Annotated in this window: 8 protein-coding genes; 4 read left to right on the forward strand and 4 right to left on the reverse strand. The window is 65.3% G+C overall.

Annotated elements, in window-relative coordinates; genetic code table 11:
- Positions 1–63: 63 nt before the first annotated feature.
- Positions 64–1,197 (reverse strand): glutathione S-transferase family protein, encoded by a 1,134-nt coding sequence (locus tag IY716_RS06730; protein WP_218220768.1) that lies wholly within the window; start codon positions 1,195–1,197, stop codon positions 64–66.
- Between the two features lie 120 nt (positions 1,198–1,317).
- On the opposite strand from IY716_RS06730, the gene IY716_RS06735 reads away from it, so the two are divergent.
- Positions 1,318–2,085 (forward strand): MBL fold metallo-hydrolase, encoded by a 768-nt coding sequence (locus IY716_RS06735; RefSeq protein ID WP_218220769.1) that lies wholly within the window; start codon positions 1,318–1,320, stop codon positions 2,083–2,085.
- A gap of 28 nt (positions 2,086–2,113) precedes the next feature.
- Here the strand turns inward: IY716_RS06735 and IY716_RS06740 are convergent, their stop codons facing one another.
- Positions 2,114–2,518 carry a hypothetical protein gene (locus IY716_RS06740; RefSeq protein WP_218220770.1) on the reverse strand — a complete coding sequence of 135 codons (405 nt, stop codon included), beginning with the start codon at positions 2,516–2,518 and terminating at the stop codon, positions 2,114–2,116.
- A gap of 117 nt (positions 2,519–2,635) precedes the next feature.
- On the opposite strand from IY716_RS06740, the gene IY716_RS06745 reads away from it, so the two are divergent.
- On the forward strand, positions 2,636–3,574 hold the full coding sequence (locus IY716_RS06745) for an SDR family oxidoreductase (protein ID WP_218220771.1): 939 nt from the start codon (positions 2,636–2,638) through the stop codon (positions 3,572–3,574).
- A gap of 41 nt (positions 3,575–3,615) precedes the next feature.
- Here the strand turns inward: IY716_RS06745 and IY716_RS06750 are convergent, their stop codons facing one another.
- On the reverse strand, positions 3,616–5,121 hold the full coding sequence (locus IY716_RS06750) for a mechanosensitive ion channel family protein (RefSeq protein ID WP_218220772.1): 1,506 nt from the start codon (positions 5,119–5,121) through the stop codon (positions 3,616–3,618).
- Between the two features lie 132 nt (positions 5,122–5,253).
- On the opposite strand from IY716_RS06750, the gene hisD reads away from it, so the two are divergent.
- Positions 5,254–6,561, forward strand: coding sequence for a histidinol dehydrogenase (gene hisD, locus IY716_RS06755; protein WP_218220773.1), 1,308 nt, complete (start codon positions 5,254–5,256; stop codon positions 6,559–6,561).
- A 77-nt stretch (positions 6,562–6,638) separates the two neighbouring features.
- Here the strand turns inward: hisD and IY716_RS06760 are convergent, their stop codons facing one another.
- Positions 6,639–10,472: an SH3 domain-containing protein gene (locus IY716_RS06760; RefSeq protein WP_218220774.1), complete on the reverse strand. Its 3,834-nt coding sequence runs from the start codon at positions 10,470–10,472 to the stop codon at positions 6,639–6,641.
- Positions 10,473–11,068: 596 nt separating this feature from the next.
- On the opposite strand from IY716_RS06760, the gene IY716_RS06765 reads away from it, so the two are divergent.
- Positions 11,069–11,719, forward strand: coding sequence for a hypothetical protein (locus IY716_RS06765; RefSeq protein WP_218220775.1), 651 nt, complete (start codon positions 11,069–11,071; stop codon positions 11,717–11,719).
- The last annotated feature ends 82 nt before the right edge of the window (positions 11,720–11,801 follow it).

An 11,801-nucleotide genomic window follows, 5' to 3' on the forward strand; every position in this document is an offset into this window, starting at 1 on the left:
GCTGAGCGGCCGGAGCCCCCCTGAAGCCCACGGTCCGAGGCTGACGCGGCAGCCTCGAGGGCCTCAGCGGTAGAGCGGGTTGGCTCCCGGAGGCTGCTCCGATTCGGCGATCGGTCCGGGAGCGGAACCCTCCCCGAAGGGTGAGCCGCCGAGGGCCTCGCGGCCGTGCTCGCTCAGCCAGTTCTCCAGGTCCGGTCCGGCCGGGACGATCTGGGTCGGGTTGATGTCTTCGTGAACCTCGTAGTAGTGGCGCTTGATCTGATCGAAGTCCACCGTGTCGCCGAAGCCGGGGGTCTGGAAGAGGTCCCTGGCGTAGGCCCACAGGTTCGACATCTCGGAGAGCTTGTTCCGGTTGCATTTGAAGTGGCCGTGGTACACCGGGTCGAAGCGCACCAGTGTGGTGAAGAGCCGGACATCGGCTTCGGTGATGTGCTCACCCATCAGGTAGCGGCTGGACGCGAGGCGCTCCTCCAGCCAGTCCAAGGCGGTGAAGAGCCGGTCGTAGGCCTCTTGGTAGGCGCTCTGCGACCCGGCGAAGCCTGCCCGGTAGACGCCGTTGTTGACCTCGGTGAAGATCCGCTTGATCACCGGAAGCATCTCCTCGATCTTGTCCTCGGGGAGCAGATCCGGTGCGCCCGCGCGGTGATGCTCGCGCCACTGGGTGGAGAGGTCGAAGGTCAGCTGCGGATAGTTGTTGGTGACCACCCCGCCGGAGGGCACATCCACCAGCGCCGGGACCGTGATTCCGCGGGGGTAGTCGGGGAAGCGGGCGAAATAGTTCTCCTGCAGCCGTTCGGTGCCGAGAACCGGGTCCACCCCGCCGTCGTCCAGGTCGAAGGTCCAGGAGCGTGCGTCATGCGTGGGCCCGGGAGTTCCCAGCGAGATCGCGTCCTCGAGGCCGAGCAGGCGGCGGACGATGATCGAGCGGTGCGCCCAGGGGCAGGCGCGCGCGGCGACGAGGCGATACCGTCCGGGCTCCACCGGCCAGGCCTGACCTCCTTCGGTGAGGCCTGCTGCGCGAGGATCTCCGATCGAGGATGACTCCTCGGGAGAGGCAGCGCGCGCAGCCTCCGGGTCTGCGACGACGCGATCCTCGATGTAATTGGTGTCCCGGGTGAACTCGCCTCCGGTCACGTATGCACCCTTCGTGGAGTGCGCGGTGCCTGCTGTCTTCTTCGGTTCGCTGTTCTCGGCCATGGGCTCAGACTACGCGTCTGGAACTGGCGGGACGGGTGCGCCTGGCGCCCGCATCGGTAGGCTGTGCCCATGCCTGAGGCGAGACCAGTGAAGCGGATCACCTGTGACAACCCTTCTCCCATGACGCTGCAGGGGACCAACACCTACGTCCTCGGCGGCGAGGAGGCCTCCGAGGCGATCATCGTGGACCCCGGGCCGGCGGATCACCCGGCGCATCTGGCACAGGTGCGCGGCGCCGTCGGCTCTCGAACGGTGACCCAGATCCTGGTCACACACCGTCACACCGACCACACCGGTGCCGCTGCCGAGTTCAGCGAGGCCTTCGCCGCGCCGGTCCGCGGTCACGACGGCGCGCAGTGTCTCGCCCTCGATTCCTCACCTGCGGCTCCGCTCACCGACGGAGAGGTGCTGGACCTCGGCAGTCTGCGCCTTCAGGTGCTGCACACCCCCGGCCACACCTCGGATTCGGTGAGTCTGTGGCTGCGCGATGAGACTCGGGCAGAGGCCGAGGCGATGATCACCGGGGACACGATCCTGGGTGAGGGCACCACCATGCTGGACCATCCCGACGGCACCCTCACCGACTATCTGCACAGCCTCGAACGCCTGCGCCGGTACACCGCGGCCCGCCTGCTGCCGGCCCACGGCCCGGAGCAGGACAGCGTGGCAGCTGTCGCCGAGCGCTATCTGGAGCACCGGCTTCAGCGGCTGGACCAGGTGCGCGGCCTGCTGCGCGCCGCGGACCGTGCCGAGACAGACATCAGCGCCGCGACGCTGGGGGAGATGATCTACGGGGAACGCAGCGGACTCCCCGCAGGCATCACCACCAAGATCGCGGCGGCGCAGCTGGATCACCTGCAGCGATTGGGCGAGCTGGGCCCGCGCTAGAGCACCTCGGTGCTCGGCGATCCTGAGGCTAGAAGGGCCGTTTGATCGGGCCCGACTCCGTCCAGCTGATCGAGTCCACCACGATCCCTTCCGCGTTGAGGTAGTCCACCAGAGCCGAGGCCGCCGAGTTCAGCCGCGCGAAGGCATCGGGACTGGACCCTGCCACACCGGCGGCGTAGAGCGAGAGCGCCAGTGCACGTCGGCCGCGCGCATCGATGACCTGTTCCTTCACCACGGCAAGCTGACCATCCGTGACGCCGACGACGGGGCTCCCATCGAGGTCCTCGCGGAAGGGGTCCATGAACCCCGTGATCTCTTCCACGGCGTCGTCGACAGCGATCAGGTCTCCTGCCACGATCTCTGCCTGCAGGACTGCCCATTCATCGGCGCCCAGCGGACGGCCTCCCCACGCGGGGCGTCTCTTCCAGCGCACTGATCCTCCTGACGGGTCCGACTCGATGGCCGCAGATCCGGGCTTCTCCGGAAAGTCTGAATAGACCCTGAACAATACTGGACCCGCTGCACATCTGGGCACTCTAGGATAGCCAGCATGAGCAACCACACGGCTGTCATCACCGGTTCCACCGCCGGCCTCGGCGCTGCGTTCGCACGTCAGCTGGCCGCCCAGGGGTACGACCTGGTCCTGGTCGCGCGCGACGGCGACAGGCTGCGGATGCAGGCGGAGTCGATGTCCTCGCAATATGGCGTGGGGACCTCCGTGATCGTGGCCGACCTGGTCACCGACGACGGCGTGGCGGCGGTCCAGGAGCGCCTGGCCGACCGTGCGCACCCAGTCCACCTGCTGGTGAACAACGCGGGGCACGGACTGGCCACTGACTTCATCGACTCCGACCTCGAGGATGAGCGCAAGCTTCTGCGCCTGCACGTGCAGACCACGCTCGAGCTCTCCCACACTGCGGCGACCGCCATGGCCCGGCGGCGCGGCGGGCGCATCATCAACGTGGCGTCGGTGGCGGGATACACCCCCACCGGGACCTACTCGGCGGCGAAGTCCTGGGTGATCAACTTCTCCAAAGGCCTGCACAGCCAGCTCCGCTCCCGCGGGGTGACCGTGACGGCCCTGCTGCCGGGTCTGGTGCGGACCGAGTTCCACCAGCGCTCTGGCATCACCGTCAAGGCCGCAAAACGCTGGATGTGGCTGGACGCCGACGACGTCGTGCGCGAGGCGCTGACCGCCAATGCTCAGGGCGCTGCCATCTGCGTTCCGGCGCGCAGCTATCAGATGCTCACCGCGGGACTGCGGTTCATGCCGGATTCGATGGTGCAGTGGGCCGTCGACAAACGGACCGGCGACTCAGGAAGCGGCGAGTCGGCGGCTCCCGGGGTGGAGTACGGCACTTCTGCCGACGGCACCGCAGAGCCCACCACGGAAGCCATCAACACCGTGGACGCCTATAAGGCGGCGAAGGCCAAGAGCGCGTCAAAGGCCAGCAAGGGCCGAGCCACCCCACCGCCCCCGCCGGCCTGAGGTCCTGAGAGCCTGAGGTCCTGAGAGCCTGAGCCTCAGCCTCAGCGCGGCGGTGCCGGCTCGCCGGGCCGGCGGGTGGCTGCCGCCGAGAAGGTCTCCTCCTCGGCGTTCACCTTCTTCTCCACGTCCTCAGCATTGGCAGTCCCGTCCGCCTCGATCTCACTGCGGTCCTCCTGGCGTTCCATCCGCTCGCGGTAGGCGCTTTCGCCGGGGCCGGAGAATTCCCGGTTGCGCTGCACCGCGGCGATCGATCCGGTGAACACCGAGGCGCCTTCTCCCGCCTGCGTGACGGGCTGGGAGTCAACGCTGGAGTCCACCACCCCCACCTTGCCGGTGCTGACGGGGTCGGGTGTCTTCACCAGCGCCTCCTCGTTGCTGAGCAGCATGCGCTGGGTGAAGACCGCATAGGGATGCTCTGCGCGGAGGTAGTTCACCAGGTCCTCGCGGATGAGGCAGCGCAGATCCCATAGCTCCCCGGAGTTGCGCGCTGACACGACGACCCGGGCCTTGACCATCCCGCCCACTGCGTCGGTGACCTGCAAGGAGTAGTCACGTCCGTCCCACAGCTCCGCAGAGTCCAGCAGTCGCTTCAGCCGGGCGCGCAGCGGGTCCATCGGCACCCTCCAGTCCACGTCGAGCTCCACCGTGCCGAGAATCTCGGTGCCCACCCGCGTCCAGTTCTCGAAGGGGGTCGCCACGAAGTAGCTGGAGGGGTAGATGAACCGGCGCTCGTCCCAAGATTTGATCACCACGGCGGTCAGCGTGATGTCTTCCACGGAGCCATAGTTCCCTTCCACCACCACCACGTCGCCCGCACGGATGGAGTCGGTGAAGGCCAGCTGGATGCCCGCGAAGACGTTGGTGAGCACAGACTGCATGGCCAGGCCCACCACCACGGAGGCCACGCCCGCCGAGGCGAGGAGCCCCGCACCGAGCGTGCGCACCTGAGGGATCATGAGCAGGATCGCCGCCACCGCCAGGGTGATGATCACCGCGGTCAGGATTCGGCGGATCAGTGAGACCTGGGTGGAGAGACGGCGCCCCCGCCGATCCTCGACGTCCAGCTCGCCATCGACATACCCGATGTACTGAGACTGGATCATGGCTTCGGCGATCCGCACGATCCGCAGGGCCCACCAGGCGACTCCGATGACCACCGCCACCAGCAGAGCGAAGGAGACCGGGGGGAACCACTCGGTGGCTTCGGCGGTGATCCGCAGCGTCAGCCACGAGCCGATCAGCACGAGCGTGATGAACAGCGGGGTTCGGGTGCGGTTGATCGCGTGCTTCACATGGTCGTTGTTCCGGAAGATCTGCTTCAGGACCATCGAGGAAAGAATCGTGACCGCCAGTGCGACCACCACCGCCAGTGCGATCCCTGTGAGGATGCCGAAGACCGGCCCCTGCTGGTAGAGCAGGCTCTCCACGCCGTCGGGCACGCTGTCCTCGACCACTTCGTCCACTCCCCCGGTGGGCTCGCCCTCGCCGGGTGCGGCACCGAGGATCTGGGGCACAGTGTGCGCCCATGGCGTTGAGAAGATATCCATGAGGGAAAAGGCCATGGCCAGCATCATGCCACGGGCTTCTGAATGGCTACTGAGATCTCCCCGCGCGTCCGGTGTGTGGGCTCTCACGTCACGAAGTGGGCAACAACGTGCGCCAGTGGAGACAATGGGGAGATGCTCACTCTCAAAGACCTGCGCGGAAGCTCGGTCGACGCCGCCTCCGTGCTCCCCCGCGCCTCCCAGGACATCTCGGCCACCATCGAGACCGTTGCACCGATCCTCGACGATGTCCGTCAGCGCGGGGTCTCGGCGCTGATGCAGTACTCCGAGAAGTTCGACGGCGTGCGCCCTCCCTCGATCCGCGTGCCGGCTGAGAAGCTGCGTGAAGCCGCAGACCAGCTCTCCGCAGAAGTCAGAGAGGCGCTGGAGACGCTGATCCTGCGGGCCCGTGAGGTGCACAACGCTCAGCTGCCGGCCGCTTCGGTCGTCTCACCAGGACCCGATGCGCAGGTGACCAATCGTTGGGCTCCGATCCGCCGCGTCGGTCTCTATGTCCCCGGCGGACAGGCGGTGTACCCGTCCTCTGTGGTGATGAACGTGGTGCCCGCGCAGGTGGCCGGCGTGCGTTCTCTGGCGATCGCCTCCCCTCCGCAGAAGGACTTCGGCGGGCTTCCCCACCCGACCATCCTCGGTGCCGCACATCTGCTGGGCATCGAGGAGGTCTACGCGGTCGGCGGTGCCCAGGCAGTGGGGATGTTCGCCTACGGCGCCCGCGATGAGGCGGGAACACAGGTCTGCCCCCCGGTATCGCTGATCACCGGGCCGGGCAATATCTTCGTCGCCACCGCCAAGCGTGCCGTGCAGGGCGTGGTCGGCATCGATGCTGAGGCTGGCCCCACGGAGATCATGGTGCTCGCCGATGAGACGGGCAAGGCTCCCTTGATCGCGTCCGACCTGATCTCCCAGGCCGAGCATGACGCCCTCGCCGCGGCGGTGCTGGTGACGACCTCGATGCCGCTGGCCCAAGCCGTGATGGAGCAGGTCGAGGTCCAGGCGCGCAGCACCTTGCACGCGGAGCGTGTGAAGCAGGCGCTGACGGGGTCCCAGTCCGCGGTGCTGGTGGTCGACACCATGGAACAGGCGGTGGAGATCGCCAACGCCTATGGCGCGGAGCACCTCGAAGTGATGACCGCCGACGACGCGGCCGTGGTCGAGGAGATCCACAACGCCGGAGCCGTGTTCCTCGGAGATTTCACCCCGGTATCGCTGGGTGACTACTGCGCGGGGTCCAATCATGTGCTTCCCACCGGAGGCGCCTCGGCGTACTCCTCGGGGCTGAACGTCTCCAGCTTCCTGCGCTCCCAGCAGGTCGTCCACTACGGCGAATCAGGACTCCGACAGGTGGCGGCACACGTCACGGCGCTGGCGCAGGCTGAAGGCCTGCCGGCCCATGGTGAAGCCGTCGAGGCACGCTTCCGCTGAACACGACGACGGCGGACGCGACTCACCCGCGAATGAGTGAGTCGTGCCCGCCGTCGTGTCAGGTCTGAGCTCTGGGCTCAGGCCTGGGAGATGTAGCTGGTGTTCACCCAGCCGGTGTGGGTGTCCCCGCCTGAGGTGTACTCCACCTTCAGCCAAGAACCGTCGCGCTTGAGCTGCTTGAGCTCGGTGCCGCGAGGGACCTGGACCAGCTTATCGCTGGAGGTCGCTGCCGATTCGCGCAGCGGCACGCTGTACGTAGCAGTCCAGGAGTCCGCCTGGGTGACGGTGGAGGCAGTCTTCGCGTTGGGGTGGACCCGGTAGTAGTCATCCCCATATCCGCCTGGATCACCCTTGAGGCCCAGCTTGGCGTTGCACAGCGGCCACGCGTTCCAACCCTGCTTCTTGTACAGCATGTAGGCGCGCTTGATCTGTTCCGCTCGGCTGGCCTCGTGCGGGAATCCGGACCCGCCGACGGCTTCCCAGGACTCCGGGCTGAACTGCACCCCTCCGTAGAAGCCGTTGCCGGTGTCGATCTTCCAGTTCTGGCCGGACTCACACTGCGCGAGCTTGTCCCAGATCGCGCTGTATGGCCCGTTCTTGCTCTTGGTGTGCATATTCGAGGAGCTCGAGCTCCCCGAACCGCTGGTGGAGCCAGAGGATCCTGAGCTTCCCGAGTTCGCCGGGCCGGTGGCGCTCGGCGCCTTGCTTGTCAGCAGCTGGGCGGACATCCAGCCCGTGGCTCCGTTGACCCTGACCTCCTGCCAGCCGTCCTTCTTCTTCTCCAGCAGCTCGACCTTTGTGCCCGACCTCACTGAGAACATCGCGCTGTGATTGACGCTGGGACCCATCCGCACATTCACGGCATTCGTGCTGTAGGCAGTCCCCACAGACTTGCTGCTGCTGTTGGTGGAGTTGGCCTTCTTGGCCGGTGCGCTCGTGGATCCGTCGGAGCCCGATGGCGCTGCATCACGGGCCGGGCCCTTTTCGAGGAACTCGGCGGTGACCCAGACATCCTTGCCGCTATAGGTAAATCTCATCCAATCGCCGCTGCGCCCGGTGACCTGGATCTCGCGCTTGGGGTTGAGATTGAGCACCACTCGGTTCGAGAGGCCCGGCCCGCTGCGCGCATTCAGATAGACGCCGCTCCTGACGTGGTACGTCCCGCTGGCCTTCGTCGTGGAGCTCTGAGCTGGCTTTGACGAGGTGCTGCCCGAGTCGCTGCTGGAGGAGGAGCTGCTCGATGAACCGCTCGCCGAGGCCTTGACCAGGTAGCCCGAATGCACCCAGAGGGTCCGTGAGCCGTCCTTTAAGCTGACCCACTCACCCTTCTTCCCGGTCACAGAAACCTTCGTGCCGGCCTTGAGCACCTTCGCGCTCGAACTCGATGCGCTGGCCCCTGTCCGTGCGTTCAGCGAGATCCCGGACTTCACCTGGAACGAGCCGCTCGCAGCCGTCGTCGAGCTGGACGCGGACTTCGACGAAGAGCTGCTCGAGTCGCTGCTGGAGGAAGAGCTGCTCGATGAACCGCTCGCCGAGGCCTTGACCAGGTAGCCCGAATGCACCCAGAGGGTCCGTGAGCCGTCCTTGAAGCTGACCCACTCACCCTTCTTCCCGGTCACAGATATCTTCGTCCCGGCCTTGAGCACCTTCGCGCTCGAACTCGATGCGCTGGCCCCCGTCCGTGCGTTCAGCGAGATCCCGGACTTCACCTGGAACGAGCCGCTCGCAGCCGTCGTCGAGCTGGACGAGGACTTCGACGAAGAGCTGCTCGAGTCGCTGTCCGACTTTTTGCTCGGGGAGGTGGACGCGGAGGAAGACGCCTTCGTCAGGTAATCCGAATGTACCCACAAGGTGCGGGAACCGTCCTTGAAGCTGACCCAATCCTCTTTCTCGCCGGTGACCTTCACCGTGGTACCGGGCTTGAGCATCTTCACACTGGCGTGCGAGGTGCCAGCGCCTGTCCGTGCGTTCAGCTGCAGGCCGCTGCGGACCTTATAGGTGCCGTTCGACGTTGTGCTGGCGGACTGCGAATATTCGGTACCCCCGGGGACTGTCTCGGAGCCGGAGCCCGAGCCGGTGCTCGATGTGCTGACCTTGTCCAGGTAGCCCGAATGGACCCACAGGGTGCGAGAACCGTCCTTGTAGCTGAGCCAGGAGCCCTTCTTGCCGGTCACCTTGATAGTCGTTCCTGGCTTGAGCGTCGTGACTTTGGAGCTCGAAGTAGTCGCCTCGGTGCGCACATTCAGATTGACGCCACTCTGGACCTTGTAGCTGCCACTGGCCTTGGTGACCCCGCTGCTGGAGGCAGGGGCAGAAGCGGTGACCTTGTTCACGTAGTTCTGGTGCACCCACAGATTGCGCGAACCGTCACTGAACCGGAGCCAGGAGCCCTTCTTCCCGTTGACCTTGATCGTGGTGCCCGGCGCGAGAGTCTTCGCAACCGAATTCGAAGTGCCGGCATCGGTGCGCACATTCAGCCGCCCGCCCGGCTGGACCTTATAGGTGCCACTGGCCTTGGCGACCGAGCTGCTGGAGGCAGGGGCAGAAGCGGTGACCTTGTTCACGTAGTTCTTGTGCACCCACAGATTGCGCGAACCGTCACTGAACCGGAGCCAGGAGCCCTTCTTCCCGTTGACCTTGATCGTGGTGCCCGGCGCGAGAGTCTTCGCAACCGAATTCGAAGTGCCGGCATCGGTGCGCACGTTCAGCCGCCCGCCCGGCTGGACCTTATAGGTGCCACTGGCCTTGGCGACCGAGCTGCTCGACGTCGCCGGAGTGGTCGTCGAGGCCCCCGAGGATGAGCCCGAGACCTTCTTGAGGAAATCTCCGTGCGACCACACCGACTGGCCGTTGCGGCTGAACTTCAACCAGCTGCCGTACTTGGCGGTGACGGTGACCTCGGTGCCCGAGGGGAGCCCCTGCAGGACGGCGTAGTTGGTGCCGGGGCCGCTTCGTGCGTTCAGCGTCGTCGTCGTCTGGTACTTCGTGGGCGTCACCGAGGTGCCCTTGGGAGCGCTGGACGCCGGGATCGTGCCGGCGCTGGAGCCACTCGGTCGGGACGGGGTGACCGCAGAGTGTGCGACCCAGCCGGTCCGACCATTGGTCTTGACCCGCACCATCGAATTGCTGATGTCACCGGGAACTGCAGTCAACGCGGTCCCTGCGGCGAGCTGCATGATCACCGAGCTCGAGCTGCTCGCGCTGGAACGCAGCGGAGTGGAGGTGGCGGTGTAGTAGTCACACGAGGCAGGTGCGGAGATGTTCATGACCGAGGTCGCAGCCGAGCGCAGGTTGATCCCGCGCTGGGCGAGCCAGGTGGTCGGGTTGTGCGACTTGCCGCTGAGCCACGCACCTTCCCAGATCTCCAGATGCAGGTGAGGGGCGGTCGACGGGCCCGAGCTGCCGACCCGAGCAATGGTCTGTCCGGCCTTGACGGTCTGCCCCGTCCTCACATGCGTGTTCGCGTTCCACATGTGGAAGTAGGCGCTGTGGAAGGTCTTGCCGTCGATCCGATGCTGGATCACGACGTATCCGGCCTGGTACCGAGTACCGCTGAACGTGCGCACCACGGTGCCGTCGGCCACCGAGTAGATGGGGCTGTTGTTCGCAGCACCGAGGTCCTGACCCAGGTGATAGGTGGATGCACCCTGGACCGGCATGCAGCGCGCACCGTAGGGCGAGGTGTAGCTGAAGGAGCGCTGGGCGAGCGGGTAGCGGAACTGCGTCGCATTTCGCGTGGCGGAGATGTCGACGGTGCTCAAGCTCGCTGCGCTGGCCGCTGTGGTGTCCACCCCCGTAGCGGGCAGCGGAGCCAGATCGGTGGGAGCGGCTGCTGCGGCGTTGGCAGTCAGCGGCATGGTCAGGCCAACGGCGAGAGTGCCGACAACGGCAGAAGAGAGTTTTTTCGGCACAGCTGATTCCTCACTAGTCGTTCACATCCGAACGGCTCCATGAATACGAGGACAAACGCCTGTGGCAGCTGCTGAACCTCTTTTCCGGCTGGGACACCAGAGAACCCCCTTGAGGGGGCGAGGACCAGCGTGCGGCAACACGCGCAGGCACGATATTCATAAGCAGATATGGGCGACTGGGGAAGCAGCGAACTGCACTTGAAGATGGGAAGCCTACGCGTACAGCCTGCCGAGTCAGGACTACTCTAACCCATGAATAGATGCAGCTGACAAGAGATTCTAAAAAAGCTTCCAGTCGAACTTTAACCAGTATGTGATCGCGGTATCGAGGAAGCAGCTGTTTCATCACACAGTGATTACCGCGCGGGCGATCAACGGTCGCTTGTCCGCGGCTGACCTGGGTTGACCTGGGCCCATGAGGAGAGGGCAGTGCAACGGCCGAATGTCACTACCGCAGGACATTCGGGGTGCGTCGCACTGCCCTCTTGCTAGAAGTATCTCAGCCCCGTTGTAGAACAACGCCACGCTTGTCGACTTTGAACGGCATTGTGATGTGTTCGTGACCCATCACCGAAGTCACGTGCCACACTGGACCCATGAACCTGCTTCCTACTCCTCCGACGGCCCGGGCACGGGACTCCCGCCCGCTTCCGACCCGCCTCCGCGCCGCTCTCTCAATCGCGGCGATCGCGCCCCTGCTGCTGGTCAGCTGTGCCGTGGAGGAGGAGCCGAGCTCCAGCTCCAGCGACTCTTCGAGCCCATCCAACGCCGCCTCCGAGGAAGTCGAGCCGGCCGAGACAGAGGCTGCTGACCCGGAAAGTGGCACGGACTCTGAGCCTGGTGGGGACGACCCCTCTGACGCAGAGCCCGATGATGAACTGCCGGACCCTGACGCAATGGACATGGAAAGAACCGAAGAACTCGGCGCATATTTTTCCGAGGAAGAAGCGTGTCTCTCCGTCGGTTCAATGGTTGATGGACTGCGTTCAGATATGAATCAAGGTGTCGAAGAACAAGATGTGCTGGACGAAGCGTATCTAGCTGTCGAGCAGACATATGTACTCGTTCCCGAGGAATTGCGTGAACCGCTCGAGAACATCCTTAATCTGCTGAACACGCAGGTTGAAGATCTTGATGAAGAAGCGGTTCTCGTGGCGGCAGAACCGGTAGAGGGATGGCTCACTGTCGAATTCTGCGAAGGCGAATACCACAATCAGAATCAGGGCGAGGCAGGCACTCAAGACTGAGGTCCAGGCTCTGCCCAGGAGGCATCCACCCTCCGCCCACAGAGCGGCTCTACTGTGAGGAGTGCCTCTTGAAGGTGCGAGT

This window comes from Nesterenkonia sp. Act20, assembly GCF_019173455.1.
Lineage (GTDB): Bacteria > Actinomycetota > Actinomycetes > Actinomycetales > Micrococcaceae > Nesterenkonia.

Coding starts and splice junctions, on each gene's coding strand:
- IY716_RS06750 (WP_218220772.1), bottom strand. CDS start 5,121: ATGGATATCTTCTCAACGCCATGGGCGCACACTGTGCCCCAGATCCTC.
- IY716_RS06730 (WP_218220768.1), bottom strand. CDS start 1,197: ATGGCCGAGAACAGCGAACCGAAGAAGACAGCAGGCACCGCGCACTCC.
- IY716_RS06765 (WP_218220775.1), top strand. CDS start 11,069: ATGAACCTGCTTCCTACTCCTCCGACGGCCCGGGCACGGGACTCCCGC.
- IY716_RS06745 (WP_218220771.1), top strand. CDS start 2,636: ATGAGCAACCACACGGCTGTCATCACCGGTTCCACCGCCGGCCTCGGC.
- hisD (WP_218220773.1), top strand. CDS start 5,254: ATGCTCACTCTCAAAGACCTGCGCGGAAGCTCGGTCGACGCCGCCTCC.
- IY716_RS06735 (WP_218220769.1), top strand. CDS start 1,318: ATGACGCTGCAGGGGACCAACACCTACGTCCTCGGCGGCGAGGAGGCC.